General features: G+C 68.8%; 20 protein-coding genes, 1 pseudogene and 1 riboswitch. Of the genes and pseudogenes, 7 read left to right on the top strand and 14 right to left on the bottom strand.

Features of this window, described 5'->3' with window-relative positions; translation table 11 throughout:
- Positions 1 to 72 precede the first annotated feature (72 nt).
- Positions 73 to 2769, top strand: a complete 2697-nt coding sequence (pepN, locus tag AzCIB_RS17570; RefSeq protein WP_050417074.1) for an aminopeptidase N — start codon at positions 73 to 75, stop codon at positions 2767 to 2769.
- 61 nt (positions 2770 to 2830) lie between these two features.
- Here the strand turns inward: pepN and AzCIB_RS17565 are convergent, their stop codons facing one another.
- The 10 genes and pseudogenes from AzCIB_RS17565 to AzCIB_RS17520 form a co-directional block, all read right to left on the bottom strand.
- The gene (locus AzCIB_RS17565; protein WP_050417073.1) at positions 2831 to 3283 is read right to left on the bottom strand and encodes a CBS domain-containing protein; all 453 of its coding nucleotides are present in this window, start codon (positions 3281 to 3283) and stop codon (positions 2831 to 2833) included.
- A gap of 133 nt (positions 3284 to 3416) precedes the next feature.
- Positions 3417 to 4244 carry a pantoate--beta-alanine ligase gene (gene panC / locus AzCIB_RS17560; RefSeq protein WP_050417072.1) on the bottom strand — a complete coding sequence of 276 codons (828 nt, stop codon included), beginning with the start codon at positions 4242 to 4244 and terminating at the stop codon, positions 3417 to 3419.
- A 29-nt stretch (positions 4245 to 4273) separates the two neighbouring features.
- The gene (gene panB, locus AzCIB_RS17555; protein ID WP_050417071.1) at positions 4274 to 5089 is read right to left on the bottom strand and encodes a 3-methyl-2-oxobutanoate hydroxymethyltransferase; all 816 of its coding nucleotides are present in this window, start codon (positions 5087 to 5089) and stop codon (positions 4274 to 4276) included.
- A gap of 79 nt (positions 5090 to 5168) precedes the next feature.
- Positions 5169 to 5810 (bottom strand): deoxynucleoside kinase, encoded by a 642-nt coding sequence (locus AzCIB_RS17550; RefSeq protein WP_050417070.1) that lies wholly within the window; start codon positions 5808 to 5810, stop codon positions 5169 to 5171.
- A gap of 15 nt (positions 5811 to 5825) precedes the next feature.
- Complete coding sequence (locus tag AzCIB_RS17545) at positions 5826 to 6188, bottom strand: DMT family protein (protein WP_050417069.1); 363 nt, start codon at positions 6186 to 6188, stop codon at positions 5826 to 5828.
- Positions 6189 to 6212: 24 nt separating this feature from the next.
- A pseudogene (gene folK / locus AzCIB_RS17540) lies at positions 6213 to 6726 on the bottom strand (2-amino-4-hydroxy-6-hydroxymethyldihydropteridine diphosphokinase).
- Positions 6723 to 8087 (bottom strand): polynucleotide adenylyltransferase PcnB, encoded by a 1365-nt coding sequence (pcnB, locus tag AzCIB_RS17535; protein WP_050417068.1) that lies wholly within the window; start codon positions 8085 to 8087, stop codon positions 6723 to 6725. The pseudogene folK and the gene pcnB overlap by 4 nt, the downstream one beginning before the upstream one ends.
- 157 nt (positions 8088 to 8244) lie before the next feature.
- Positions 8245 to 8907 carry a histidinol-phosphatase gene (locus tag AzCIB_RS17530; protein WP_050417067.1) on the bottom strand — a complete coding sequence of 221 codons (663 nt, stop codon included), beginning with the start codon at positions 8905 to 8907 and terminating at the stop codon, positions 8245 to 8247.
- 35 nt (positions 8908 to 8942) lie between these two features.
- Entirely contained in the window at positions 8943 to 9647 is a 705-nt protein-coding gene (hda, locus tag AzCIB_RS17525) for a DnaA regulatory inactivator Hda (protein ID WP_050417065.1), read from the bottom strand.
- Complete coding sequence (locus tag AzCIB_RS17520) at positions 9644 to 10735, bottom strand: AI-2E family transporter (RefSeq protein ID WP_050417064.1); 1092 nt, start codon at positions 10733 to 10735, stop codon at positions 9644 to 9646. Before AzCIB_RS17520 ends, hda begins: the two co-directional genes overlap by 4 nt.
- A gap of 139 nt (positions 10736 to 10874) precedes the next feature.
- Between AzCIB_RS17520 and purM the strand changes: the two genes are divergently transcribed.
- From purM to AzCIB_RS17500, 4 genes are all read left to right on the top strand, one after another.
- Positions 10875 to 11921 carry a phosphoribosylformylglycinamidine cyclo-ligase gene (gene purM / locus AzCIB_RS17515; protein ID WP_050417063.1) on the top strand — a complete coding sequence of 349 codons (1047 nt, stop codon included), beginning with the start codon at positions 10875 to 10877 and terminating at the stop codon, positions 11919 to 11921.
- Between the two features lie 147 nt (positions 11922 to 12068).
- Positions 12069 to 13214 carry an efflux RND transporter periplasmic adaptor subunit gene (locus AzCIB_RS17510; RefSeq protein ID WP_050417062.1) on the top strand — a complete coding sequence of 382 codons (1146 nt, stop codon included), beginning with the start codon at positions 12069 to 12071 and terminating at the stop codon, positions 13212 to 13214.
- Positions 13215 to 13224: 10 nt separating this feature from the next.
- A complete protein-coding gene (locus AzCIB_RS17505; protein WP_050417061.1) occupies positions 13225 to 16299 on the top strand; it encodes an efflux RND transporter permease subunit in 3075 nt (1024 codons plus the stop codon).
- Between the two features lie 102 nt (positions 16300 to 16401).
- Positions 16402 to 17640 carry a hypothetical protein gene (locus AzCIB_RS17500; RefSeq protein WP_232299258.1) on the top strand — a complete coding sequence of 413 codons (1239 nt, stop codon included), beginning with the start codon at positions 16402 to 16404 and terminating at the stop codon, positions 17638 to 17640.
- A gap of 134 nt (positions 17641 to 17774) precedes the next feature.
- Here the strand turns inward: AzCIB_RS17500 and miaA are convergent, their stop codons facing one another.
- The 3 genes from miaA to AzCIB_RS17485 form a co-directional block, all read right to left on the bottom strand.
- Positions 17775 to 18722 (bottom strand): tRNA (adenosine(37)-N6)-dimethylallyltransferase MiaA, encoded by a 948-nt coding sequence (gene miaA, locus AzCIB_RS17495; RefSeq protein ID WP_050417060.1) that lies wholly within the window; start codon positions 18720 to 18722, stop codon positions 17775 to 17777.
- A gap of 113 nt (positions 18723 to 18835) precedes the next feature.
- Positions 18836 to 21016: a S8 family peptidase gene (locus AzCIB_RS17490; protein WP_050417058.1), complete on the bottom strand. Its 2181-nt coding sequence runs from the start codon at positions 21014 to 21016 to the stop codon at positions 18836 to 18838.
- Positions 21017 to 21072: 56 nt separating this feature from the next.
- Positions 21073 to 21158: riboswitch (cyclic di-GMP riboswitch) on the bottom strand.
- A gap of 164 nt (positions 21159 to 21322) precedes the next feature.
- Positions 21323 to 22519, bottom strand: a complete 1197-nt coding sequence (locus AzCIB_RS17485) for an MFS transporter (RefSeq protein ID WP_050417057.1) — start codon at positions 22517 to 22519, stop codon at positions 21323 to 21325.
- A gap of 357 nt (positions 22520 to 22876) precedes the next feature.
- On the opposite strand from AzCIB_RS17485, the gene AzCIB_RS17480 reads away from it, so the two are divergent.
- On the top strand, positions 22877 to 24037 hold the full coding sequence (locus tag AzCIB_RS17480; protein WP_050418430.1) for an NnrS family protein: 1161 nt from the start codon (positions 22877 to 22879) through the stop codon (positions 24035 to 24037).
- A gap of 7 nt (positions 24038 to 24044) precedes the next feature.
- Here AzCIB_RS17480 and AzCIB_RS17475 read toward each other — a convergent pair whose 3' ends face one another.
- Positions 24045 to 25103: an RNA methyltransferase gene (locus tag AzCIB_RS17475; protein WP_050417056.1), complete on the bottom strand. Its 1059-nt coding sequence runs from the start codon at positions 25101 to 25103 to the stop codon at positions 24045 to 24047.
- Between the two features lie 312 nt (positions 25104 to 25415).
- Between AzCIB_RS17475 and AzCIB_RS17470 the strand changes: the two genes are divergently transcribed.
- Positions 25416 to 25808: a hypothetical protein gene (locus AzCIB_RS17470; RefSeq protein WP_050417054.1), complete on the top strand. Its 393-nt coding sequence runs from the start codon at positions 25416 to 25418 to the stop codon at positions 25806 to 25808.
- Positions 25809 to 25841: the final 33 nt, after the last annotated feature.

Raw genomic sequence — 25841 nt, 5'->3', positions numbered from 1 at the left:
GCAGGCGTCGGGCCGCGCGGGGGGCGTATACTCGCGGTTTGTCCCGTACGCGGCCGGACAGCCGGAGAAATAATGAAAAGCGAACACGCCCCGACCATTCAACGATCCGACTACACGCCACTGGCGTGGACCATCGACGACATCGAGCTGCATTTCGCGCTCGACCCTGTGGCGACCCTGGTGACGAGCCGGCTGCGCTGTGCGCGTCGCGCGTCGCGAGTGGAGCCCCTGCGCCTGCTGGGCGAGGAGCTCGAGCTCGTGAGTGTGAGCATCGACGGCGTCCCGGCCGGGGCCGGGCAGCTCACCCGGGGGGAGGGCTGGATCGAGATCGCGCTCGATGCCGCCAGGGCCGAGGTCTGCATCGTCACGCGCATCAACCCGCAGGCGAACACCACGCTGTCCGGCCTCTACGTGTCGCGCGGCGGTTTCTTCACGCAGTGCGAGGCCGAGGGCTTCCGCCGTATCACCTACTTCCCGGACCGCCCCGATGCGATGACGCGCTTCACCGTGACGCTGGAGGCCGACGCCACGGAGTGCCCGGTGCTGCTGTCGAACGGCAACCTCGTCGCGCAGGGGGCGCTCGAAGGCGGTCGCCACTTTGCGAAGTGGGTCGACCCCTTCCCCAAGCCGTCCTATCTCTTCGCGCTGGTCGCGGCGAAGCTGGTCGCGCAGGAACGTCGCGTCACGACCGCTTCCGGGCGCGAGGTGCTGCTGCAGGTGTGGGTCGAGGAGGGCAATCTCGACCGCACGCCGCACGCGATGGATTCGCTGGTGCATGCGATGCGCTGGGACGAGGAGGTGTTCGGCCTGGAGCTCGATCTCGACCGCTTCATGATCGTCGCCGTCAGCGACTTCAACATGGGCGCGATGGAGAACAAGGGCCTCAACATCTTCAACGCGAAGTACGTGCTCGCGAAGCCCGACACGGCGACGGATGTCGACTACGAGAACATCGAGAGCGTCGTCGCGCACGAGTACTTCCACAACTGGACCGGCAATCGCGTGACGTGCCGTGACTGGTTCCAGCTGACGCTCAAGGAAGGCCTGACGGTGTTCCGCGACCAGCAGTTCTCCGCGGACATGCTCGCGCACGCCGCGGGCGACGCGGGCGACGCGGGGGCGGCGTCGGCGCGTGCGGTCAAGCGCATCGATGACGTGCGCGTGCTGCGTGCGGCGCAATTCCCCGAGGATGCGGGGCCGATGGCGCACCCCATCCGGCCGGAGCGCTACCAGGAGATCAACAACTTCTACACCGCGACGGTGTATGAGAAGGGCGCCGAAGTCATCCGCATGCTGCATACCCTGCTGGGCGCGGAAGGCTTCCGCAACGGCATGGACCTGTACTTCAGCTACCACGACGGCCAGGCGGTGACCTGCGACGACTTCGTCGATTGCATGGCGGAAGCGAACAGCTACGACCTCGACCAGTTCATGCTGTGGTACAGCCAGGCGGGCACGCCGCGCGTGAAGGCGGCCGGCGCGTGGGACGCGGCGAGCGGCAGCTACGCGCTGACGCTGTCGCAGCACACGCCGCCGACACCGGGGCAGGCCGACAAGGCGCCGCTGGTGATCCCGGTCGCGGTGGGCCTCATCGGGCCCGACGGCAAGGACCTGCCGCTGAGTCTGGACGGGGAAAACCACGGCGGCGCGACGACGCGCGTGCTGGTGCTTTCGGCAGCGGAGCAGACTTTCCGCTTCGTCGGCCTCGTCGCCGAGCCCGTGCCCTCGGTGCTGCGCGGGTTCTCGGCGCCGGTGATCCTCGAGCTCGACGAGAGCGACGAGCGGCTCGCCTTCCGCATGGCGCACGACGCCGATGCCTTCAATCGCTGGGACGCGGCGCAGCGCTATGCGGAGCGCGTGATCCTCGCGCTCGCGGTGGACGCCGCCGCCGGGCGCGCGCTCGCGTTGCCGGCGGCCTTCGCGCAGGCCTTCCGCACGCTGCTGAACGATGCGGCGCTCGACCCGGCGTTTCGCGCGCAGGCGGCGACGCTGCCGTCGGAGACCTATCTCCTTGAAAGGATGGAGCCCGCCGATCCGGCCGCGCTGCGCGCTGCGCTGATGCATCTGATGCGCGAACTGGGCAACCGGCTGGCGCCGGACTGGCAGGCGATCTGCGTGGCGATGGAGGTGTCGGGCGAGTATCGCTATCAGCCCGGCGACGCGGGCCGGCGTGCGCTGGCCAATCTCGCGCTGAAGTACCTCGCGGCCGGTGGCGTGAGCGACGGGCTAGCGCGCGCGGAGACGCAGTTCGCGCGCTTCGGCAACATGACCGAGGGCTTCGGCGCGCTCGCGGCTCTGGTGCAGAGTGCGAGCCTCGTGCGTGAGGCGGCGCTGTCGCGCTTCCATGAGCGTTACCGCGACGATGCGCTGGTGCTCGACAAGTGGTTCGCGCTGCAGGCTTCGGCCTGGCGCTGGGATTCCGCGGCGGCGCCGGTGCTGGAGCGTGTGCGGGCGCTGATGGACGACCCGGCCTTCAGTCTCGCCAATCCGAACAAGGTGTATGCGCTGCTGGGAAGCTTCTTCCGTGCGAACCCGGCCGAATTCCATGCTCCGGACGGCAGCGGGCACGCATTCTGGGCCGATCAGGTGATCGCGCTCGACAGCCGCAACCCGCAGGTCGCGGCGCGCATGGCGCGGGCGCTGGAGAACTGGCGCCGCTTCACGCCGGCATTGCGGCAGAGCATCCGCGCGCAGATCGCGCGGGTCGCCGCGACGCCGGGGCTGTCGCCCGACGTCGCGGAGATCGTCGGCAAGGCGCTTGCGGACTGAGTGCCCGCGGCATCGGCACGACAGGACAGGCGGGTCGCGGTGTCCGCGGCCCGCCGGATGTTCAGGTGGTGAGCTCGCCGGCGATGTAGTTCGACAGGTGGTTGATCGTCTTTTCCTGCAGGTCGATGATGGATTTGACGACGTCGCCGATCGTGACGATGCCGACGATGTGCCCGTGCTCGACCACCGGCAGGTGACGGAAGCGGTTCTCCGTCATGATGTTCATCACCGCGTCGATCGCCAGCGACGGGGTGATCGTGCACACATTGGGCGTCATCACGTCGCCCACGGTGGCTTCGCGCGAATTGAGGCCCTTGAGGACGAGTTTTCGCGCGTAGTCGCGTTCGGTGAAGATGCCGACCAAGCGATCGTTCTCGAGCACCAGTACCGAGCCGATATCGTGTTTGGCCATCATCGCCAGGGCGTCGAGGACGCTGACGGCGGGCGTCACCGAGTGCGTCGTCGTGCCCTTCTGTTCAAGAATCTGCCGCACTGTCACAGTTGTCGCAAGCATCGTGTCCCTCCGTTCGTGTTAGGCATTCACGCGGCTCTCCGCTTGTTCGGGAGCATGCTGGCATAGCTTGAAACGAACCGGGCGCGGATGCAAGTGTGCAGTGCTCCGCAGGGCCGTCCCGGCCCCGCACGGGTCAGATTTCGAGGTTGTCGATGAGGCGGGTGCGACCGAGCTTGGCCGCGGCGAGGACGACGAGCGGGTCGTCGGCATGGACCGGGGGCTGCAGGTCGGCCTGACGGCGCACGGCGACGTAGTCGGGTTTCCAGCCGTGTGCGGCGAGTTCAGCGACGGCTATGGTCTCGAGCTTGAGGAAGTCGTGGTCGCCGCGGCGCACTGCGTCGCAGATGCGTGCGAGCTGGCGATAGAGGCGCGGTGCCTCGGCACGCTCGTCGGGCGAGAGGTAGCCGTTGCGCGAGGACAGCGCGAGGCCGTCGTCGGCGCGCACGGTCTCGCCCGGCAGCACTTCGATGGGGATCGCGAGTTGGCGCACCATGTTGCGCAGGACCATCAGCTGCTGGTAGTCCTTCTTGCCGAACAGCGCGACGTCGGGCTGCACGATGTTGAGGAGCTTCAGCACGACGGTTGCGACCCCGCGGAAGTGGTCGGGGCGGAATTCGCCCTCGAGGATGCTGATCTGCGCCGGCGCCGGGTCGACGTGGTAATGCTGCGGTTCGGGGTACATCACCTTCTCGTCCGGGGCGAACACGTGCGCGACGCCCGCGGCCTCCAGCCGTTCGCAGTCCGCCACGAGCGTGCGCGGATAGCTGTTGAAGTCTTCGCTGGGGCCGAACTGCAGGCGGTTGACGAAGATGCTGGCGATGACGCTGTCGGCCTTCTCGGCCGCCTGGCGCACGAGGTCGATGTGGCCGTCGTGGAGGTTGCCCATCGTCGGAACGAAGGCAACCTTGCCGGCGGCCCTGCGCGCGGCGCGCAGGCTGTCGATGGAGGTGTGGATCTGCATGGCGTGTTCCCTGCGGGTGGGGCGGGCGGTCAGTAGCAGTGTTCGGCGGCGGGGAAGCTGCCGTCCTTGACCGCGCGGACGTAATTGGCGACGGCTTCCTCGATGCTGGCGGCGCCGGGCATGAAATTCTTGACGAAGCGCGCCTTGCGGCCGGGATAGACGCCGATCATGTCGTGCAGCACGAGGACTTGGCCGTCGCAGGACGCGCCGGCACCGATGCCGATCGTCGCCATCGAGGTGAGGCTGGCGGTGACTTCGCCGGCGAGGCCGGCGGGGACCATCTCCATTACCATCAGCGCGGCGCCGGCCTGCTCCAGCGCGAGCGCATCCGCCTTGAGCTGTGCGGCACCGGCTTCGCTGCGGCCCTGCACGCGGTAGCCGCCGAGCTGGTTCACGGACTGCGGCGTGAGGCCGATGTGTGCGCATACGGGTACGCCGCGCTCGACGAGGAAGCGGGCCGTCTCGGCCATGAAGGCGCCGCCTTCGAGCTTGACCATGTGGGCGCCGGCCGCCATCAGGCGTGCGGCGTTGCGCAGGGCCTGCTCGGGGCTTTCCTGGTAGCTGCCGAAGGACATGTCCGCGACGATGAAGAGGCGGGTGTTGGCGCGGGCGACGCATTCGGTGTGGTAGACCATCTGGTCCAGCGTCACCGGCAGGGTCGATTTCTGGCCCTGCACGACGTTGCCGAGGGAATCCCCGACCAGCGCGACGTCAACGCCGGCGCGTTCGAGCAGCGCGGCAAAGCTCGCGTCGTAACAGGTGAGCATGGCGATCTTGCGCCCTTCGGCGCGCATCTTGGCAAGCTCGGACAGGGTGACGGGTTTTTCGTCCTGGAGGTAGCTCATCGGGGTTCCTCGGGAGAGGCGCGTTTATTCTTGAAGTCCGCGCAGGTGCAAGCCGTTTCGTGGTCCGCCGGTCGTTCGCTCAGGCGGCGTAACCGAAGAATTCGCGATAGCTGCGCATGTTGCGCAGGCGATCGAGCAGGAGTTCGAAGTCATCATCGTGGTCGACCGGGTTGAGGACTTCGGCATCGACGATGAACAGCGGCGCGGCATCATACTGGTAGAAAAAGCGTGCGTAACGCTCGGCGACGCGTTCCAGATATTGCTCGGTGATGCGCCGCTCGGTGTCGAGGCCGCGCCGGCGGACGCGTTCGACCAGCGTTTCGGGTTTGGCCTGCAGGTAGATGATGAGGTCCGGCTTGGGCGGCGAAGCGGGTTTCATCGCGTCGAACACGCGCTGGTAGAGCGCGAGTTCGTCGGGCGCGAGGTTCAGCGCGGCGAACAGGGGGTCCTTGTCCAGCACGAAGTCGGACACCACGCGTTGGTGCTGATCCATCGTCTCGGCGACGATGGCGAGCTGGTCGAAGCGCTGGAACAGGAAGTGCAGCTGGGTGGACATCGCCCAGCGCTCGGCGTCCTGGTAGAAGCGGCCGAGGAAGGGGTTCAGTTCCGGTTGCTCGAACAGCGCCCGGGCGTCGAGGCGTTCTGCAAGCCTCCGGGCGAGCGAGGTCTTGCCCGCGCCGATGGGGCCTTCGACCACGATGTAGCGTGCCTTGTCGAGCATGCAGGAAAGTCGCCTTTAGTTTCTGAAGATGAAATATACCGCGCCAAGCATACACAGGGCGGCCCAAAGATAGTCAAGCTTGATCGGCTGCTTCATGTACAGCACGACGAAGGGGACGAAGACGAGCAGGGTGATCACTTCCTGCATGATCTTGAGCTGGGCGATGCTCAGCTCGGTCGCACCGATGCGGTTGGCCGGCACCTGCAGCAGGTATTCGAACAGCGCGATGCCCCAGCTGACGATGGCGGCGATGAACCAGGCCTTGGACTGCATGTTCTTGAGATGGCCGTACCACGCGAAGGTCATGAAGACGTTCGATGCGGTGAGCAGCATCGCGGTCTGCACCCAGGCGGGCAGGGTCTGCATCCAGGCGGTCATGGGCAATTCGGCGTTGCGCGCGGATCAGGGAAGGCGCTCGATGCGCTGGTCGCGCACGGTGTCGAGCAGGTCCGCCGCGCGGCCGCGGCCGGGGATGTCGGTGTCGGGCGCGATCTCCGCGAGCGGGACGAGCACGAAGGCGCGCAGGTGCATGCGCGGGTGCGGGACGTCGAGGCCGGGCAAAGCGATCGTCGCGTCGCCGTAGAGGAGCAGGTCGAGGTCGAGGGTGCGCGGGGCGAGGTCGGCCTCGCGCCGGCGCCCGTGCGAACTCTCGAGGCCGAGCAGGGCCGCGAGCAGGTCCGGCGCGGTCAGCGTCGTGTCGATCGCAGCGACGGCGTTGAGGTAGTCGGGATGGCCGGTGACGCCGATCGGCGCGGTGCGGTAGAGGCTGGAGCGCCCGACGAGGCAGGTGCCGGGCAGGGCGTCGAGCGCGGCGAAGGCGCTGTCGAGTGCCACGGCGGCGTCTCCCAGGTTGGCGCCCGAGGGCGACGAACGCGCGCACCGGGCCGGGGCCCGGTGGCGGGTGGCGACCAGTCATGATGCGTCGCTGCTTGCCGTGGCCTCCGCTGCGCCCGCGGACGGCTTGCGGCGGCGACGGCGGCGCTTGCGCTCGATGGTCTCGCTGGCGGTCGGCGTCTCGGCGAGGAGCGCTTCGCGTGCGTCGTGGCCGGCGTGGGCGAAGCGGTCCCACCAGTCGGGCAGTGCGGCGTCGAGCTCGCCGGACTGGGCGCGCAGGCGCAGAAAGTCCCACGCGGCGCGATAGCGCGGCTGTTCGATGAGGCGGTACGGCGCCTTGCCGCTGCACTTCTCGAAGCGCGGCTGCAGGGCCCAGATTTCCTTGATGTCGCCGACGATGCGCTTGGTGATCGCGAGCTTGCCGGCCTGCCTGTCGAGCACTTCGTCCATCGCGGCGAAGAGCGCGGGCTGGGTGTGTTCGCCTTTTGCCTTGCGTGCTTCCCAGTCGGCGAGCACTTCGTGCCACAGCAGGGTCGCGAACAGGAAGCCGGGGGACACGGGTTTGTCGGCGCGTACGCGATCGTCGGTGTTTTCCAGCGACAGCCACACGAAGCGCTCGCCCATGGGCTGCTCGAGAATCACGTCGAGGAGCGGCAGCAGGCCGTGGTGCAGGCCTTCTTCGCGCAGCTGTTTCAGGCATTTGACCGCGTAGCCGGAGAACAGCAGCTTGAGCATCTCGTCGAAGAGGCGCGCCGCGGGGACGTTCTCGAGGAGTTCCGCCATCTCGCGGATGGGGTTGCGCGCGGCCGGGTCGAGCGTGAGGCCGAGCTTGGCGCCGAGGCGCACGCCGCGCAGCATGCGCACCGGGTCCTCGCGGTAGCGTGCCCGCGGATCGCCGATGATGCGCAGCGTCTTCTGCTTGAGGTCGGCGACGCCGTGGTGGTAGTCGAGGATCGTTTCGGTGGTCGGGTCGTAGTACAGCGCGTTGACGGTGAAGTCGCGGCGCGTGGCGTCCTCGGCCTGCGAACCGTACACGTTGTCGCGCAGCACGCGCCCGTGCTCGTCGGTGTCGGCGTCCTCGGCGGTCTGGCTGGCGCGGAAGGTCGAGACTTCGATCGTTTCCGGGCCGCTCATGACGTGCACGATCTTGAAGCGGCGGCCGATGATGCGCGAGCGGCGGAACAGCGCGCGCACTTCCTCGGGGGTCGCGCTCGTGGCGACGTCGTAGTCCTTGGGCGGATGGCCGACCAGCAGGTCGCGCACGGCACCGCCGACAACGAAGGCCTTGTGGCCGCTTTCCTGCAACACGGTGCACACCTTGCGGGCGGCGGGCGAGATCTGTTCGCGACGGATGCCGTGCTGGGTGATGGGGACCAGCGCAGGTTCGGTGTTGATGGGCGAGGCGGCGCGGCGGAAGACCTTGCGCAGCAGCTTGCGGATCATTGGATGAAAGGGGGTACGGTCAACATAAGCCCTGAATCATAACCGATGCGGCGCTGCGGGAGGGATTGCATCGTGGGTTGGATCGCGCTGTGGGAGCGGCTTCAGCCGCGAATGGGCACCGATTCGCGGCTGAAGCCGCTCCCGCGAGGCGACGGGCTCAGCGCAGCGAGATGACCGGCCAGCCGGCCGATTGCGCATGGGTGCGCAGCGTGTCGTCCGGGTCCACCGCGATGGGGTCGGTGACGCGCGACATGAGCGGCAGGTCGTTGTGCGAGTCGCTGTAGAACCACGAGCGGGTGAAGCTGCCGGTGTAGAGGCCGAGGGATTCGAGCCAGGCGTCCACGCGTTCGATCTTGCCGGCCTTGAAGGCGGGCATGCCGCGCGGCTTGCCGGTGAAGGCGCCGTTCTCCTGCGCGGGGATGGTCGCGACGAGGTGCGGGATGCCGAATTCGCGCACGATGGGGCCGGTGACGAAGCTGTTGGTGGCGGTGACTACCGCGACGAGCGCGCCGCTGTCGAGGTGCTCGCGCACCAGCGCGCGCGCCTTGTCGGTGATCATCGGCGCGACCGCTGTCGCCATGAATTCGCGGTGCCAGGCGTCGAGCTGGTCGCGCGAATGGCGCGCGAGCGGGGCGAGCTGGAAGTCGAGAAACTCGAAGATGTCGAGCGTGCCGGCCTTGTACTGTTCGTAGAAGGTGACGTTCCTGGCTTCCTGCACCTCGCGGTCGAGGACGCCCTTGGCGATGAGGAACTGGGCCCAGGCGAAGTCGGAGTCGCCATTGAGCAGGGTGTTGTCGAGGTCGAAGAGGACGAGATCCACGTGTGATTCCTTGGGGGTGGGGCGTGCGGACCGGCTCAGATGTCGAGGCCGGCCTGCATCATTTCGCGCAGCAGCGGCAGCGTGACGGCGCGCTTGCGTTCGAGGGAGGCGTTGTCGAGGGCGTCGAGCACCGCGAGCAGGCTGGGCAGGTCACGGCGGCCGTGGCGCATCAGGAAATCGATGACCTCGTCGGCGAGGCGCAGGCCGCGGCGCGCAGCCAGCGTCGCGAGGATGGCCGCGCGCGATTCGTCGTCGAGCGGGCGCACCTCGTAGATCAGGCATTGGCCGATGCGGGTGCGCAGGTCTTCGCGCAGTGCGAGCTGGCGCGGTGCTTCCTTGCCCGCGAGGAGCAGCGTCTGGCCGAGGCCGCGCGAGCGGTTGAAGGCGTTGAAGAGGGCGATCTGGGCGTCGTCGCCGAGGCGGTCGACGTCGTCGATGGCGAGGAGCAGTCCGGGAGTCTGCGGCAGCTCGCGGCCGACCTCGGCGGCGGCGATGCAGGCCGTCGGCCGACCGGCCGCGGCGGCGAGCGTGCCGCGCAGCAGGTGGCTGCGGCCGCTGCCGGCCGGACCCCACAGGTAGAGGTGGCCGGGCTGGGGAGTGCCTGAGGGGGCCACTGAGGGGGCCTCTGAGTGCGCGGCGAGGGCGCCCAGCGCGGCGACGAGTTCTTCGTTGCCGCCGACGACGAAGTTGTCGAGGGTGGGCGGCGCGTCGGGGCGGATGTCGAGGACGAGCTGTTTCATTGCGGGGGGCCGTCGGCAGGGGTGTCGCCGAGATAGATGCGGCTTGCGAGCCAGGCTGTGCGCACTTCACGCAGGCCGACGAGGATGGCGGCGCTGGCGGGCAGGGCGACGAGAATGCCGACGAAGCCGAAGAGCTGGCCGAAGGCCATCAGCGCGAAGATCACGGCGAGCGGGTGCAGGCCGATGCGCTCGCCGACGAGGTAGGGGGTGAGCGCGAAGCTTTCGATGAGCTGGCCGAGGCCGAACACGATCGCGACGCCGATCAGCGGCGACCAGCCTTCGGCCTGCAGCAGCGCGGTGAGGATCGCGAGCAGCAGGCCGCCGCCGAAGCCGACGTAGGGGATGAAGACCAGCAGGCCGGTGATGACGCCGACCGGGAGTGCGAACTTGAGGCCGGCGATCCACAGGCCGACGCTGTAGTAGACGGCCAGCAGCAGCATCACCGAGAGCTGGCCGCGCAGGAATTCCGAGAGCACGCGGTCGATGTCGTTGATGATGCGCATCGTGCGTTCGAGCATCGGGCGCGGGATCACGGTCTGCAGGCTGTCGAGGATGCGCGGCCATTCCTGCAGCAGGTAGAACATCACGACCGGCACGAGGAACACGCTGGCGGCGGCGCCCAGCAGCGCGAGGCCGCCTTGGCGGAGCTGGCCGAGAATCACGGGGATGAGATCCTGCGCGCTGTCCCAGTGTTCGGCGATCCAGGTGCGCACGAAGGCGGCGTCGAGCTGGACGTCGATGTCGAAGCGCGCCTGCAGCACCGGGGCGACGCGGGCGTTGAGGAGTTCGATGAGATCGGGCAGGCGGCGGATCAGCGCGATCGCCTCGCGCCAGATCATCGGGGCGAGGATCAGGAACAGCAGCACCAGCAGCAGGCCGGCGCCGAGGATCACGAGCAGCACGGCGGCCGGGCGCGGGATGCGCCGCGCGACCATCCAGTTCACCGCCGGATCGCAGATGTAGGCGAACACGGCGGCGATCGCGAAGGGCGCGAGGATGGGCGACAGGGCGTAGAACAGTGCCCCCAGCGCCAGGGCGACGCCGGCCCAGGCGGCGGTTTGCAGACGGTCGGCGCGAGAAGGGTTCATTTCGAGTAAAATCGAGTACTTGGCGCGGCCGCAGGGCGGCTGCGAAACCCGTAAATGTAGCCACTTGGCGTTGCGGTCTCAAGTTCGGCCGTCTGCCGGGCCGGCCCCAACGCGCATTCCGCAAGCCTGAGGAACGATCTTGAGCTCCGCAAAACCTTCGCTTTCCTACCGTGATGCCGGTGTCGATATCGATGCCGGCGACGCCCTCGTCGACCGCATCAAGCCGCTCGCGAAACGCACCATGCGCCCCGAGGTGCTGGGCGGCATCGGCGGCTTCGGCGCGCTGTTCGAGCTGTCGAAGAAGTACCGCGAGCCGGTGCTGGTGTCCGGCACCGACGGTGTCGGCACGAAGCTGAAGCTCGCGTTCCAGCTGAACAAGCATGACACGGTCGGCCAGGATCTCGTTGCGATGAGCGTGAACGACATCCTCGTGCAGGGCGCCGAGCCGCTGTTCTTCCTCGATTACTTCGCCTGTGGGAAGCTCGATGTCGATACCGCGGCTGCGGTCGTCGGCGGCATTGCGCGCGGCTGCGAGCTGTCGGGCTGCGCGCTGATCGGCGGCGAGACCGCCGAGATGCCGGGCATGTACCCGGACGGCGAATACGATCTGGCCGGTTTCGCGGTCGGTGCGGTCGAGAAGTCCGAGATCATCGACGGCTCGCGCATCGTGCCGGGTGACGTGGTGCTGGGACTGGCGTCGAGCGGCGCGCATTCGAACGGCTATTCGCTGATCCGCAAGATCATCGAGCGTGCGAACCCGGACCTGGATGCGGACTTCCACGGCCGCCCCTTCCGCGACGTGGTGCTGGAGCCGACCCGCCTGTACGTGAAGTCGATGCTGGGCCTGATGCGCGCGATCCCGGGCGTCGTGAAGGGCATGGCGCACATCACCGGCGGTGGCCTGCTGGAGAACGTGCCGCGCATCCTCGCCGACAACCTGACCGCGCGTCTCGACGCGTCGTCGTGGACGCTGCCGCCGCTGTTCCAGTGGCTGAAGCAGGAAGGCAACGTCGCCGACCAAGAGATGTACCGCGTGTTCAACTGCGGCGTCGGCATGGTCGTGATCGTGTCGGCGGAGCAGGCCGATGCAGCGGTCGCGAATCTCGAGGCCGCGGGCGAGACGGTGTATCGCCTCGGCCGCATCGAGGCGCGCGCGGAAGGCGTGGCGCAGACGACGGTCGCCTGAGTTTTCCGGGGCCGCGTGCGATGCGGGGCCCCGCCGCCCGTGCAACTTTGTTGCCGGGTGGGTTGTCAGCAGGATGCAGGGAGCGCACCGAATGGGGTGCGCTCGTTTTTTTTCCGGATCCCGTCCCAGCTTGAGTGCTCGCCGAACATGCCCGTCCGTCGTCGCCTGATTGCCGCCGTCAGCCTTGCCGGAATCGCCGCCCTTGCGGGCTATGCGTACTACGCGAACCGCAGTGTCGGCACGGTGCAGCCGGTGTTCGGCGCGAAGCCGGCGGCGGGCGCCAATGCGGCGGCCGCGCAGGGGCCTGCCGAGGTCGAAACGGTGACGGTGTTGGCCGAGGCGATGGCGGACGATGTGACGGCGGTGGGAACGCTGCGCTCGAACGAGTCCGTCGTCCTGCGCCCGGAGGTTGCGGGGCGCATCGATGCGATCCGCTTCAGTGAGGGCCGCCCCGTCCGTCGCGGTGAAGTGCTGGTCGACTTCGATGCGGCCGTGCAGCGGGCCGAGGTGCAGCAGGCGAAGGCGAACCTCGCGCTGGCGCAGGCCAATTTCGGCCGCACCGAAGACCTCTTCAACCGCAAATTCCTGAGCCAGAGCGCGCGCGACGAGGCAGCGTCGCGGCTGGAGGTGGCGCGCGCGAACATGGCGCTCGCCGAGGCGCGGCTGGACAAGATGCGTATCCGCGCGCCCTTCGCCGGCATCGTCGGCATCCGCAACGTGAGCGTCGGCGACTACGTCAAGGAAGGCGAAGATCTCGTCAATCTGGAGGACATCGCGACGCTGAAGGTGGATTTCCGGTTGCCCGAGACCTACCTCGCGCAGATCCGGCCGGGACAGAAGCTGGAACTCGCGTCCGATGCCGTCGAGGGCCGGCTGTTCGCGGCGGTGGTGAGCGCGATCGATCCGCTCGTCGACGAGCAGGGGCGGGCGGTGGTGATGCGCGCGACGCTGCAGAACGAGGGGCAGCGCCTGCGTCCCGGGATGTTCGCGCGCGTGCGGCTGATCCTCGAGGAGCGCGCGAACGTTGCGGTGGTTCCCGAGGAGGCGCTGGTGCCTGCACCGGGCGACGTGCAGTTCGTGTATCGCGTGGTCGACGGCAAGGCGCAGCGCGTCGAGGTGAAGACCGGGGCGCGGCGCGGCGCCCGCGTGGAGATCGTCAAGGGCGTGCAGGCGGGCGACGTTGTCGTCACGGCCGGGCAACTGAAGCTGCGCGACGGTGCGGCCGTGAGGATCGTGGGTGCGGGCGGAGCGCAGGCCGCCCCCGCAGCCGGATCGGCAAAACCGGCAAGCTGAGGGGCGGGCGATGGTCCTGTCTGAAATCTGCATCAAGCGCCCGGTGTTTGCGACCGTGCTGTCGCTGCTGGTGCTGCTGATCGGGCTGATGTCTTATTCGCGCCTGACGGTGCGCGAGTACCCGAACATCGACGAACCGGTCGTGACCGTGGACACGACCTATACCGGTGCGAGCGCGGAGATCGTCGAGTCGCAGGTGACCAAGCCGCTGGAGGACTCGCTCGCGGGCATCGAGGGCGTCGACGTGCTGCAGTCGATCAGCCGCCAGGAGCGCAGCCAGATCACGGTGCGCTTCCGCATCGAGCGTAGCGCCGACAGCGCCGCCGCGGACGTGCGTGACCGGGTCTCCCGCGTGCGCCGGCGCCTGCCGGACGACATCGAGGAGCCGGTGATCTCGAAGGTCGAGGCGGACGCGAACCCGATCATCTGGATCGCGTTCTCGTCGGACCGTCATTCGCCGCTGGAACTCTCCGATTTCGCCAGCCGCGTGGTCAAGCCGCGCCTGCAGACGCTGTCCGGCGCGGCCGACGCGCGCATGTTCGGCGAGCGCCGCTATTCGATGCGCATCTGGCTGGACCGCGACCGGCTGGCGGCCTTCCGCCTGACGCCGCAGGACGTCGAGGACGCGATCCGGCGGCAGAACGTGGAGCTGCCGGCGGGGCGCATCGAGAGCCGCGAGCGCGAATTCGCGGTGGTCGCGCAGACCGATCTCGCCACGCCGCAGGAATTCGAGTCGATCGTCGTGCGCCAGCCGCAGACGGCGGGCGGCTACGCCGTGCGCATCCGCGACATCGGCCGCGTGGAGGTGGCGGCGCAGAACGAGCGCACGCTGGTGCGCTTCATGGGCAAGCCGGCGGTGTCGATCGGGCTGATCAAGCAGTCGGTGGCGAATCCGCTCGATCTCAAGCGCGGCCTCGTGGAGATGCTGCCGGTGCTGCAGGCGGAACTGCCCGAAGGCATGCGCATGGACATCGCCAACGACACGACGGTGTTCATCGACCGCTCGATCGCGTCGGTGTTCAGCTCCATATGGGAGGCGGTGCTGCTGGTCGCGGTGATCTGCTTCTTCTTCCTGCGCAACTGGCGCGCAATGCTGGTGCCGCTGGTGACGATCCCGGTGTCGTTGGTGGGGGCGTTCGCACTGATGCTGGTGTTCGGCTTCTCGATCAACACGCTGACGCTGCTGGCGCTGGTGCTGGCGATCGGCCTCGTCGTCGATGACGCGATCGTGGTGCTGGAGAACATCTACCGTCACGTCGAGGCGGGCATGGAGCCGCTGCAGGCGGCCTTCCGCGGCGCGCGGGAGATCGGCTTCGCGGTGGTGGCGATGACGATCACGCTGGCGGCGGTGTATGCGCCGGTGGCGTTCATGACCGGGCGCACGGGCAAGCTGTTCACGGAGTTCGCGCTGACCCTCGCGGGGGCCGTGATCGTGTCGGGCTTCGTCGCGCTGACGCTGTCGCCGATGATGTGCTCGAAGCTCCTGCGCCACGAGAAGAAGCATGGCCGCGTGTATAACGCCATCGAGGACTTCCTCGGCTGGCTGACGGCGGGATATCGGCGCGTGCTCGGGGTCGCGCTGAACCGGCGCTGGCTCGTGATGCTCGCCTTCGCGCTGGTCGCGGGCACGTCGCTGGTGCTGCTGAAGGCGCTGAAGACCGAGCTCGCCCCGGTCGAGGATCGCGGGCGCGTCGTGGGCATCTTCTCCGGCCCGGAAGGGGCGACGATCGACTTCATGGCGCGCTACGCGACGCAACTGGAGGCGATCTACGCGCAAACCGCCGAGGTCGACCGCTATCTCGTGATCTCGGGCAATCCGACGGTGTCGCAGGGCATCTCGTTCGCGGGATTCACGGACTGGAAGGAGCGTCAGCGCAATTCGAGCGCCATTGCCGGAGAGATGCGACCGAAGCTTGCGGCGATTCCCGGCCTGCAGGTCTTCCCGGTGCTGCCGGCGTCATTCGGCCAGAGTCCGCGCACGCGACCGATCAGCTTCGTGATCACGACGTCGGAATCCTACGACGAGCTGGCGCGCTACACCGACCTGATCCTCGACGAGATGCGTACGCAGCCGGGCTTCGTGTCGCCGGACACCGACCTGAAGCTGACCAAGCCGGAGCTGGCGGTCGACGTCGATCGCGAAAAGGCGGCCGATCTCGGCATCCCCGTCGATGTGATCGGGCGCACGCTGGAGACGATGCTGGGCGGGCGGCAGGTGACGCGGTACAAGCAGGATGCGGAGCAGTACGACGTGATCGTGCAGGTGGCGGCGCCGAGCCGGGCGGTCGCGCGCGACATCCGGGAGATCTACGTGCGCGCCAGGAACGGGGAGATGGTGCCGCTGGCGAACGTCGTCAAGGTGCATGACCGCGTCAGCCCGCGCGAACTGAATCACTTCGGCCAGCGGCGTTCGGTGACGATCTCGGCGAACCTCGCGCCCGGCTTCGCGATGGGCGAGGCGCTGGCATGGCTCGACGCGACCGCCGCGCGCGTGCTGCCGGCCGGCTACGCGGTCGATTACGACGGCCAGTCGCGCGAGTTCAGGACCAGCTCTGCGAGCCTCGCGCTGACCTTCGTGCTCGCGCTGGCCTTCATCTACCTCGTGCTGGCGGCGCAGTTCGAGAGCTTCCGCGATCCCTTCATCATCATGCTGACGGTGCCGCTGTCGATGACCGGGGCGCTCGCGGCGCTGTATTTGGCCGGGGGCACGCTCAACGTGTATAGCCAGATCGGGCTGGTGACCCTGGTCGGCCTGATCACCAAGCACGGCATCCTGATCGTGGAGTTCGCGAATCAGTTGCGCGACCAGGGGACGGCCCTGCGCGACGCGGTCGTCGAGGCGTCGGTGCTGCGCCTGCGTCCCATCCTGATGACGACCGGCGCAATGGTGCTGGGCTCGATCCCGCTCGCGCTCGCGACCGGCGCCGGGGCGGAAAGCCGCCAGCAGATCGGCTGGGTGATCGTCGGCGGCCTGCTGCTGGGGACCTTCTTCACGCTGTTCGTGGTGCCGACCGTCTATACCCTGCTCGCGCGGCGCGAGCGCAACCGGCTCGCGGTCGAGGACGGCGCGCCCGCTTCGGCCTGATCGTCCGCGACGTGTCCGACGCGCATCTCCAGACGCTTTCCCGCCCGCGCACGGTCCTCGCCGCCTGGCTGATGGCGGGGCTCGTGCTCTTGTCGTTCGCACATGGCGCGCGCACGGGGCTGCCGGCGTGGCCGGCGGGGCTTGCCGCATGGGGGGGGGGGCGTCGCGCTGTGGCCGCGGCTCGACGGCAAGCAGCGACGCTTCGCGCTGATCCTGTGCGGACTGGGCGCTCTCGCCCTGCTCGCTGCGGTGTGGCGCGGAGCCGCGCCGGCTTGGAGTGCGCTGCTGACGCAGAACACCGCCTTGCTCGGGATGCTGGCCGCGGTCAGCTTCCTGCAGCTGGTGGGATTCGGCAAGGACGGCGACCGGCCCCTGCCGCGCGGGCGGCGGGCGCTGTGGCAGACCCTCGCAGGGGTGCATGTGCTCGGGGCGGTCATCAACATGTCGGTCGTGTTCATCATCGCCGAGCGCATCGCGCAGGGCGGGCGCCTGAGTGCGGGGCAGGCGGCGCTGCTCGCGCGCGGCTTCCTCCTCGCGGCGTTGTGGTCGCCGTTCTTCGGCGCGATGGCGGTGGCCCTGACCTATGCGCCGGGCGCGCGACTGGAGGATCTCGTGCTGGCTGGCCTGCCTCTTGCGGCGATGCTGCTTTGGCTGGTCACGCGGACCCTGCCGGTGGCGGCGGACGGGGACGAGCGCGGCTTCGTCGGCTTTCCGATGCGCGCGTCCTCGCTTTGGTTGCCGCTGGTGCTGACGGCGATGGTGTCGGCGGGGCTCGTCTGGCTGCCCGGCTGGTCATCGCTGGCGGTGATCAGCGGCTCGGCGCTGTCGATCAGCGTCGTGTCGGTGTTGGTGACGAACGGGCCGGTCGATGGCGTCGAACGCCTGTCCGCCCATGCGCTGCGCCGCCTGCCGGCGATGTCGGGCGAGCTGATGCTGTTCCTGGCTGCCGGGGTGTTCGCGACGGGGCTGCAGGCGCTGATGCAGGGGGACGCGGGCTGGACGCCGTTTGACCGCTTCGGTCCGGTGGAGGCGGCGCTGGTGCTGGGCGCGATGGTGGCGCTCGCGGCGATCGGCGTGCATACGGTGATCACGATCGTGATCGCGGCGACCTGGCTCGCGCCGCTGTCGCCCGACCCGATGCTGCTGGCGCAGGTCTTCCTGATGGCCTGGAGCATCGGCCTCGCGCTCAATCCGATGGCGGGCGTGCATCTGTCGTTGCAGGGGCGCTTCGGGCTGTCGGCGCTGGGGCTGGCGCGGGGAAATTTGCGCTATTGCCTGGCGAGTTATGTGCTCGCGTCGCTGTGGCTGATTGTCGTGGGGGCGTGGAGGGGGATACTGTGAATGCAGGTCCTGTGTGGGAGCGGCTTCAGCCGCGAATCGGCGCCCATTCGCGGCTGAAGCCGCTCCCACAGCGGTAGACCTGCATGCGGCGGAAGGCGCTTCGCTTTTCCGCCCTACGACAGAGCCCGCGGTTGCTACGCGGTGGCGAGCAGGCGTTGCGCGGTCGCGGCGACGGCCTTGGCGAGGTCGGGGCGCAGGCAGTCGAGTTCGATCAGTTCCGGCCAGGTTTCGCGGAACTGGCGCTGCCAGGTGAGCTGGCGCTTCGCGAGCTGGCGCGTCGCGGCGATGCCCTTGAAGCGCATCGTGGCGTAGTCGTCCGTGCCGTCGAGGTATTCCCAGGCCTGCCGGTAGCCTACGCAGCGCATCGAGGGCATCGACAGATCGAGCCGGTAGCGTTCGCGCAGGCGGCGCACCTCGTCGATGAGTCCGGCGGCGAGCATTGCGTCGAAGCGCTGCTCGATGCGCGCGTGCAGCACCGCGCGGTCGGACGGCGCGAGCGCGATCGGCAGCAGGCGGAAGGGCGGCGGCGCCATCTCCCGCTTTGCGTAGCTGTCGGCGAGCGGGCGGCCCGTGAGGCGGACGATCTCGAGCGCGCGCTGGATGCGCTGGGAGTCGGTCGGTTCGAGCCGCGCTGCGGCGTCGGGGTCGAGGCGCGCGAGTTCCGCATGTAGCGCGGGCCAGCCGTGCTTTGCCGCGTTCGCGTCGATCTCCGCGCGCAGCGCCGCGTCGGCGGCAGGGAGGTCGGACAGCCCGTCGCGCAGCGCCTTGAAGTACAGCATCGTGCCGCCCGCGAGCAGCGGGATGCGGCCGCGCGTGGTGATCTCGTCCATCAGGCGCAGCGCGTCGGCGCGGAACTGCGCGGCCGAGTAGTTCTCTTCCGGACTGACGATGTCGATCAGGTGATGCGGGCAGGCCGCCCGTTCCTCGGTGGTCGGTTTGGCGGTGCCGATGTCCATGTCGCGATAGACGAGGGCAGAATCGACGCTGACGATCTCGACCGGGAGCATGCGTGCGAGCGCGAGCGCCGATGCGGTCTTGCCGCTGGCGGTGGGGCCGAGGAGGAGCAGGGCGGGCGGATGCATCGATCGGGGGCTCGTGAATTCAGGCCGCGATTGTAGCGACAAGCCCGTCGCCCCCGATATGTCCGCAACGCGGGCGAGCCCGCGGATGCGCTCCGCGGACAGGACGCCGTGCGTCAGAATGCCGTGCGATACACGACGCCGGCCTGCATGTCGCGCTCGCCGGCGACGTGATTTGCGTTGTCGCGGGTCGCCAGGAGCACCGACAGGCTGGACGCGGCCGACAGCGGACGCACGTAGTCGAGGCCCAGCTTCAATTCGCGGCTGGTGGCGGCAAGCGCGATGCGCCGCGATTCGAACACCGTGTCGCCGGCGGCGGTGATCGCGACCGGCATCGAAATCCTCGCAGTACCGGCAGTGATGCGCAGCGGGCTCGACAGCGTGAGGGCGAAGCGGTCGCCGCGCGTGAGGCCATCATGGCCGATCAGGCCGAGCGCGAAGGATTCGGAGCGGACGCCCTCCGCCGAACCGAGCAGGGCCTTGCCGTGCGTGTCGGCGGTGCGGCCGGCCGAGTAGCGTGCGGCGAGCAGTGTGTCCCGGCCGACGCGGTAACGCGCGTGCGCCGTGACGGTGCGCGTCCCGGCCTGCTCCAGCGCCAGGGCATCGCCGGCGACGCTGCCGAGCCACGATTCCCGTTCGGCGACGTCGGCGTACTGGATGCCGATCAGGCTGTCGCGTCCGAGGGCGTAGTTCAGCTCGGTGATCGCTGCGCGGCCGCCGCTGACTTCGGACCATTCGTGCTGGCGGACCATTGCGGCGTTGAGTCCCGCGTCGAGCACGCCCGCCTTGAAGCTCAGCGCGTCGCGCGTGAGGCCGAAGGCCAGTTGGGCGGAGGTGCGTGCGAGGCCGAGGTAGGGATTCGCCAGGCTGTGGTCGGTGCCGGCGAGTCCGAAATAGCTGCCGGCAAGGCTGCCGGTCGCGAAGGCCAGCTCCTGCCCGCCGGCAAGGCTGAACACCGCGCTGCTGGCGATCAGGCTGAGGTGGGCGTCGTGCGCCGCGCGCAGCCCCTGGGGACGTCGCTCCTCGACTGCGGCGACGAAGCGCGAGCCGTCGGCGTGCACCTGCTCGGTGAACTGCAGCGAGCGGCCGGCCATGTCGAGCGCGTCCGAGATGCGTTCCACGGCCGGCGCGCGGATGCCGGTGCCGAAGTCGGTCGCGAAGTCGCGGTTGAAGTCATCGACCGCGATGCCGCGCAAGCGGCCGTCGACGACCGCGGCGCGCAGTCCGCTCCACGACGCGACCGAGGCGCGCAGGGCGGCGCTCGAGCGCCGAGGCTTCTTCGACGAAGTTGCCAGCGGCACGGCGAGCGTGCCGACCGGCTGCATCGCGCGCTCGACGTTGAGCAGGCCGCGGCCATATGTCGCATCGACGCCCGGATCGCCGAGATCGGTGGCGGTCTGGAACAGGATCGAGGCGACCTGGCCGGCCTTGAGCTGCGGCCAGCTGCCTTCGAGCAGCGCGGCCGCGCCGGCGACGACCGGTGTCGCCATCGAGGTGCCGCTCATGAACGCGTAGCCGCCGTCGTTGTAGGACGACAGCACGCTCACGCCCGGCGCGACGAGGTACCAGTTCGCGGTGTCGCCGGCACGGTTGGAGAAGCTCGCGAGCTGGTTGTTCGCGTCGACGGCGCCGACGGCGATGATCTGGCCCTTCGCCCAGCTCTCCTTCGCGTAGCGCGCGGGCCAGATCGGGGCGCTGCCGCCCTCGTTGCCGGCTGCCGCCACGACCAGCTTGTCGGCGGCGATCGCCGAGCGCAATGCGTTCTCGACGCTGCCGCCGAGCGGACCGCCCGCGCCCAGGCTCAGGTTGATCACCGCCACGGCACGCGTGCCCGCCGCGGTCTTGAGGCCGGCCGCGAGGGAGGTGCTGCTGGCCGTCCCGGTGTCGCTGGCGAACACCTTGATCGGCAGGATCTTCGCATCGGGGGCGATGCCGTAGCTGTAGCCAGTCCCGGTCGAGCCGGCGATGATGCCGGCGACGTGGGTGCCATGCCCGCCGCCGTCGGTCGGCGCGATCCACTTGCGGATCGTCGCGTCGTACATGCGGGTGCCGGAGAGCTGGGTGTCGAGTTCGATGTGGTTGCCCTGCACGCCGGTGTCGAGGACCGCGACCGTCGCACCGCGGCCGGTGCGACCGGCGGCGTGGGCGAGATCCGATTTCACCTGCACATGGACCCGGTTCCAGGCGATCTCGCCCGAAGTGAGCGGAGCCCCCTGCAGGACGGCGTCCTCGGCAAGCGCGGACAGGGGAAAGGCGGTCGCCAGCGCGATCGCGAGAAGGGTGGGGCAGTGTTGCATGATGCGCGTCTCCTGGTGCTGCGTGAAACGCCAAGAGCGCTCGATCCGGTGATCGTTACGGCAACCCCGCTAGCATGTCCGTGGAGGATTTAGCCCGGAGGATTTGCGGCCCCGCCTTTCGACGGGTGTGCCCTTGACGCGCGAAACCGTCGCACCGCAAAGGCTGCGACTCCTGCATTAACGGCAGGTCGTGCGGCAACTGTAGGGGCTTGTTCGGAAAGGGATATTGATGGTCGTCAAGGGCGCGCGGGGGCCGAATTCAGGCCCCTTGGAGACGCAGGCAGGACGCGGATCGGCGCAGACGTTTCAGCGCACTCGCATGAGCACGACGAGCAGCGTCGCGCCCGCCAGCGCGGCCCCGGCGATGAAGGCCCACGAGGCGCCGAACTGCTCCCACAGCAGGCCGGCGAACGCGCTCGCGAGCAGCAGGCCAATACCGCTGACGAGGTTGAAGACGCCGTAGGCGGTGCCGCGCAGCGCGGCCGGCGCGGTGTCGGCGATCATCGTCGCGAGCAGGCCCTGGCTCATGCCCATGTGCAGGCCCCACAGCGCGATGCCGGCGACGAGCCAGGGCCAGTCGGCGCCGCGGGCCAGCGCGAGGTCGGCGCCGATCAGCACGACGAGCCCGAGCGCGAGCAGGCGCGCGTGGCTCATGCCGTCGGCGAGGCGGCCGAAGGGGTAGGCGGTGAGCGAATAGACGACGTTCATGCCGATCAGCACCAGCGGCGTGTAGGCGACCGGCAGGCCGGCGTCGAGCGCGCGCAGGACGAGGAAGGCCTCCGAGAAGCGCGCCAGCGCGAACAGCGCGCCGATGCCGACGACCCACCAGTAGGCGCGCGGCAGCAGGCGCAGGTTTTCGCGGCGGATCGGGTTGAGCACCGGGATGCCGGGCGGGCGTTCGGGTTCGCGCACGCCGAAGAACAGCAGCGCGACCGAAAGGAAGCCCGGGATGATCGCGACCCAGAACACCGCGCGGAAGTCGTTCGCCCACAGCAGCATCAGCCCCATCGCGAGCAGCGGGCCGAGGAAGGCCCCAACCGTGTCGAGCGACTGGCGCAGCCCGAAGGCCGCGCCGCGCATCTGCGGCGGGGCGATGTCGGCGACTAGCGCATCGCGCGGCGCGCCGCGTATGCCCTTGCCGACGCGGTCGATCAGGCGTGCCCCGAGCACCATGCCGGAGCTCGTCGCGAGCGCGAACAAGGGCTTGGAGATCGCGCCCAGCCCGTAGCCGAGCACCGCGAGCGGCTTGCGCTTGCCCCAGTAGTCCGAGAGCGCGCCGGAGAAGACCTTGACGATCAGCGCCGTCGCCTCCGCCGCGCCCTCGATGAGGCCGACCGCGAGGGCGCCGGCGCCGAGCGAGGTGACGAGGAACACCGGCAGCAGGCTGTGGATCAGCTCGGACGAAACGTCCATCAGCAGGCTGACGAAGCCGAGCATCCAGATCGCGGCTGGCAGTTTCGGGCGGGCCGCGGCCACGAGTGGGGCTGGCGGTGCGTCTTTCATGGTCCGGTTCCGGGGCGAATCCGATGCCGGCATTCTGGCATGCGCTGCGGGGCGTTGAAATGACAGGTGCGCGAAATGTCGAAGATCAAGGAGATGCCTGCCGACCTCGCCCACAATCGGCCCCGGTTTCGTTCGGTCATCCGTTTTCGGTGCTTTTATTAACCGGCAAGCAATGAGGTGATGTCGGGTTGAGTGCCGCACGATAGCTCCCTCCCCTTCAAGGGGAGGGTTGGGGTGGGGATGGGTTAGGCAGGCGCTGCAGAAACCCATCCCCCTCCTGACCTCCCCCTTGAAGGGGGAGGAACGCTGTCCCGTGCAGCCTTCAAGTATTTGCTTGCCGCCTTATTTACCCTGCACATGAAGCTCGTCTCCCACCCCCTCTGGCTCGTCGGTTTTCGCCCCTTCTTCAGCCTCGCGTGCCTTGCGGGGCTGAGCCTGCCGCTCATTTGGGCGCTGATGTTCAGCGGCGCCCTGCCTGCGCCGGCGGGGCGGTTCACGCCGGTGCAGTGGCACGCGCACGAGATGTTCTTCGGCTTCGGCTGGGCCGTGATGGGCGGTTTCCTGCTGACGGCGTCGAAGAACTGGGTGCAGATCCGCGGCTATCACGGCCCGGCGCTGATGTGGCTGGTTGCGGCGTGGCTGTTCGAGCGCATCGGCATGGCCTGGGGCGGCGCATGGCCCGCGGCGCTGTTCTGGCTGTCGAACACGGTCTTTCTCGGCAGCATCGTCGCGATGCTGCTGTGGACGCTGATCCGCTTTCGCAGCCGGGACAGTTTCCGCGACAACTACTTCTTCCTCGTCGCGCTGCCGCTCTTCATCGCCGCGAAGCTGTTGATGCTGGGAGGCGACAGCTTCCAGTCCGGCGTGACGATGGCGATCGGGCTCTTTCGCGTCGCCTTCCTCGTGATGCTCGAACGCACGCTGACGCAGTTCATGAAGGGCGTGTTCCAGGCGGAGATCCTGCGCCATCCGCTGCTGGACAACCCGATCAAGCTGACCGCACTGTCGCTGGTCTTTGTCGCCTGGATGCCCAAGCCCATGGCCGGGGCCCTGCTGGTCGTGCTAGCCTTCTTGCTCGTCGCGCGACTGGTCTTCTGGAAACCGCAGCTCGCGATGCGCCGGCTGGATCTGGCGGTGATGTACCTCGGTTACGCGGCGATCGTCATGCAGCTGCTGCTCGAATTCAGCGCCCTGCGCGCGACGCCGGCCTGGGTCGGGAGCCTGTCGGTGCACGTGTTCACGTTCGGTGTGATGGGGCTGATCATCCCCGCGATGCTGGTGCGCATCTCCAAGGGGCATACCGGGCGCAAGGTCGTGTTCGACGCGGGCGACAAACTCGTGCTGTGGATCATGATCGCCGCCTTCGTCGCGCGCGTCGTGCTGCCGCAGCTCGTGCCCGCTGCCTACACGGGCTGGATCCATCTTGCCGCCCTGGCGTGGGCCGCGTGCTTCGCGATCCTCGGCTGGCGTTACATCCCGTTCCTGCTCGCGCCGCGCGTCGACGGCAAGGAGCACTGAGGCCGGATCAGTCCGCCCGCAGGTCCGCGTCCGATGCGGAAAAGCGCCGCAGCACGGCCGGCGTGCGCGGCACGACCTTGCGTGCGCGCAGCTGGCCGCAGCCGCCGTCGACGTCCTGCCCCGCGGACTGGCGCAGCTTGGTGAGCACGCCGCGTTCGTGCAGCCGACGGGCGATCGCCTCTGCGTGCTCGCGTTCGGGGCGCGCGAAGCCGAAACCTTCGACGCTGTTCCACGGGATCATGTTCATGATCGCGTACTTGCCCGCGAGCAGGCGCACGATGCCGTCGATCTCCTCGTCGGTGTCGTTGATGCCGGCGAGCAGGGTCCACTGGTACTGGATGGGATAGCCGGTCGCGCGTGCGTACTCCTCGCCGCGCTCGACGAGCTCCTCGGGGGTGATGCGCGGGGCGCGCGGCAGCAGCGCTTCGCGCAGTTCGGGCCGCGTCGTGTGCAGGGACAGCGCGAGCGCGGGCTTCACGCGCCCCTGCGGCAGGCGCTCGAACACGCGGTGGTCGCCCACCGTCGAGAACACCAGGTTCTTGTGCCCGATGCCGCCCTCGGTGCCGAGGAAGTCGATCGCTTCCAGCACGTTGTCGATGTTGTGCGCCGGCTCGCCCATGCCCATGAACACGACTTTCTTGACGAAGCGGCGGGCGCGCGCGAGCACCACCTGGGCGACGATCTCGGCGCTGCCGAGCTGGCGGATGAGGCCGTCGCGGCCGGTCATGCAGAAGGTGCAGCCGACCGCGCAGCCGACCTGCGAGGACACGCACACGCCGTCGCGCGGCAGCAGGACGCTTTCGACCGACTGGCCGTCGGCGAGCTGCACCAGCAGGCGTGCCGAGCCGTCTTCGCCGGGATGCTCCGAGAGCACGCGCGCCAGCCCCTGCAGTTCCTCGCTCAGCGCCGGCAGGGCGCCGAGGATGCGCGGCGAGAGGAAGCCGTCGGCGCGCTTGCGGCCGCTGTCGAGCGGTCGCGCCTGGGCCCATGCGCGCAGGATCGCCTGTTCGTGGCAGGGCTTGGCGCCAAGGTCTCGCAGGCGCTGGCGGAGTTGTTCGATACGCATGGAAGGGGCGGAGCAGGGAACGGCCGGTGCCGCGGATGAATCGGGTCGGGCCCGGCTGTGCCGGGATGCCGCCCCGGCGGACTCGTTGCGGCGCACGGGAAACCGAAAGTTTACACCTGATCCCCCGGGCTTGCCGCGAAAACGCGCCGCGAAGTGATCTGGGTCACAGTTAAATAAGAGAATCATTAAATGCGAATTTAATGCTGATAGAATCATTCCAGATTTCGTATGCCCTTGGGTTCCCCGGGCTGCGACCTGGAAGCGGGCCGACGGGCAGGCGAAGACAGTTTCCGCAAACCGGAGTGTCATGTCATGAAAACCCGTCAACTATTGCTCACGGCCCTCGCGGCAGGCCTCATCGGCGCGAGTTTCGGCGCCGCCGCCTACGACGCCGACTGGAAGCGCGGCCGCATCTACTACCGCAGCGTGTGCACGGCCTGCCACGCCGCCCAGACCGGCGGCTCCATCGCCCCCAGCACCATGACGATGGCGCAGTGGGAGAGCTACCTCAAGGCCGACAAGCACGCCGCCGGCAAGGACTCGCTCAAGAAGTACGTCGGCAAGGACTACCGCGCCAGCATCCGCTCGCAGAACAAGGCGGCCGACAAGTTCGCCGACGTGCCCGACGCCGAGCTGCTCGAGGACGTCAAGGCCTTCGTCATCAAGGGCGCCAAGGACGGCGACGCCCCGGCCAGCTGCAGCTGACCACCCGCTTTAACGCATCTTCGGACGTCCGCC

Origin of the sequence: Azoarcus sp. CIB, assembly GCF_001190925.1 — a bacterium.
Taxonomy (GTDB): Bacteria; Pseudomonadota; Gammaproteobacteria; order Burkholderiales; family Rhodocyclaceae; genus Aromatoleum.
Note: the sequence above shows the minus strand (reverse complement) of the source record. Positions and strands in the feature narration are given on the sequence as shown.

Bases quoted from the DNA above. Each gene is read 5' to 3' on its own strand.
- panC (WP_050417072.1), bottom strand. From the start codon at position 4,244: ATGCAGATCCACACCTCCATCGACAGCCTGCGCGCCGCGCGCAGGGCC.
- AzCIB_RS17470 (WP_050417054.1), top strand. From the start codon at position 25,416: ATGAAAACCCGTCAACTATTGCTCACGGCCCTCGCGGCAGGCCTCATC.
- AzCIB_RS17505 (WP_050417061.1), top strand. From the start codon at position 13,225: ATGGTCCTGTCTGAAATCTGCATCAAGCGCCCGGTGTTTGCGACCGTG.
- AzCIB_RS17480 (WP_050418430.1), top strand. From the start codon at position 22,877: ATGAAGCTCGTCTCCCACCCCCTCTGGCTCGTCGGTTTTCGCCCCTTC.
- AzCIB_RS17550 (WP_050417070.1), bottom strand. From the start codon at position 5,810: ATGCTCGACAAGGCACGCTACATCGTGGTCGAAGGCCCCATCGGCGCG.
- AzCIB_RS17520 (WP_050417064.1), bottom strand. From the start codon at position 10,735: ATGAACCCTTCTCGCGCCGACCGTCTGCAAACCGCCGCCTGGGCCGGC.
- AzCIB_RS17500 (WP_232299258.1), top strand. From the start codon at position 16,402: ATGGCGCGCGCACGGGGCTGCCGGCGTGGCCGGCGGGGCTTGCCGCAT.
- panB (WP_050417071.1), bottom strand. From the start codon at position 5,089: ATGAGCTACCTCCAGGACGAAAAACCCGTCACCCTGTCCGAGCTTGCC.
- AzCIB_RS17485 (WP_050417057.1), bottom strand. From the start codon at position 22,519: ATGAAAGACGCACCGCCAGCCCCACTCGTGGCCGCGGCCCGCCCGAAA.
- AzCIB_RS17475 (WP_050417056.1), bottom strand. From the start codon at position 25,103: ATGCGTATCGAACAACTCCGCCAGCGCCTGCGAGACCTTGGCGCCAAG.
- pcnB (WP_050417068.1), bottom strand. From the start codon at position 8,087: ATGATCCGCAAGCTGCTGCGCAAGGTCTTCCGCCGCGCCGCCTCGCCC.
- AzCIB_RS17490 (WP_050417058.1), bottom strand. From the start codon at position 21,016: ATGCAACACTGCCCCACCCTTCTCGCGATCGCGCTGGCGACCGCCTTT.
- AzCIB_RS17510 (WP_050417062.1), top strand. From the start codon at position 12,069: ATGCCCGTCCGTCGTCGCCTGATTGCCGCCGTCAGCCTTGCCGGAATC.
- hda (WP_050417065.1), bottom strand. From the start codon at position 9,647: ATGAAACAGCTCGTCCTCGACATCCGCCCCGACGCGCCGCCCACCCTC.
- AzCIB_RS17565 (WP_050417073.1), bottom strand. From the start codon at position 3,283: ATGCTTGCGACAACTGTGACAGTGCGGCAGATTCTTGAACAGAAGGGC.
- AzCIB_RS17545 (WP_050417069.1), bottom strand. From the start codon at position 6,188: ATGACCGCCTGGATGCAGACCCTGCCCGCCTGGGTGCAGACCGCGATG.
- miaA (WP_050417060.1), bottom strand. From the start codon at position 18,722: ATGCATCCGCCCGCCCTGCTCCTCCTCGGCCCCACCGCCAGCGGCAAG.
- pepN (WP_050417074.1), top strand. From the start codon at position 73: ATGAAAAGCGAACACGCCCCGACCATTCAACGATCCGACTACACGCCA.